This is a genomic window from Psychrobacter sp. W2-37-MNA-CIBAN-0211 (assembly GCF_040309405.1).
Lineage (GTDB): Bacteria > Pseudomonadota > Gammaproteobacteria > Pseudomonadales > Moraxellaceae > Psychrobacter > Psychrobacter glaciei.
In genome coordinates, this window is the sequence record NZ_JBEOOU010000106.1 from 1 (window position 1) to 286 (window position 286).

1 protein-coding gene is annotated in these 286 nt (G+C 55.9%); it reads right to left on the reverse strand.

Annotation, left to right across the window (positions count from 1 at the left end; genetic code table 11):
* Positions 1-200, reverse strand: a 200-nt coding sequence (locus AAEY72_RS14480; protein WP_502945393.1) for a hypothetical protein, incomplete at its 3' end; no start/stop codon positions are given.
* Positions 201-286: the final 86 nt, after the last annotated feature.

Below are 286 nucleotides of genomic sequence, written 5' to 3' on the forward strand. Positions count from 1 at the left end.
GCACCGACCTTTAGGCCGATCCAGTAGTTCCACAGCGTGACGGCCGCGAACAGCGCCAGGAAGTCCACTCGCCACCAGGCGTAGAACACGTAGCTGGCAATCAGCAGCAGCAGATTGCGATAGCGTTGCCCGCTCAAATAGTACAAGCCGAGGAAGATCGGCAAGAACAGAAACAGGAACACATTGGACGAGAAAACCATCCCGATCTCTCCATGTTTAACCAACAGTCAAGGGCCAGAGCCCCCCCAAACCCCCCCACGATTTCGGGGGAGGCTGTATTGCATTT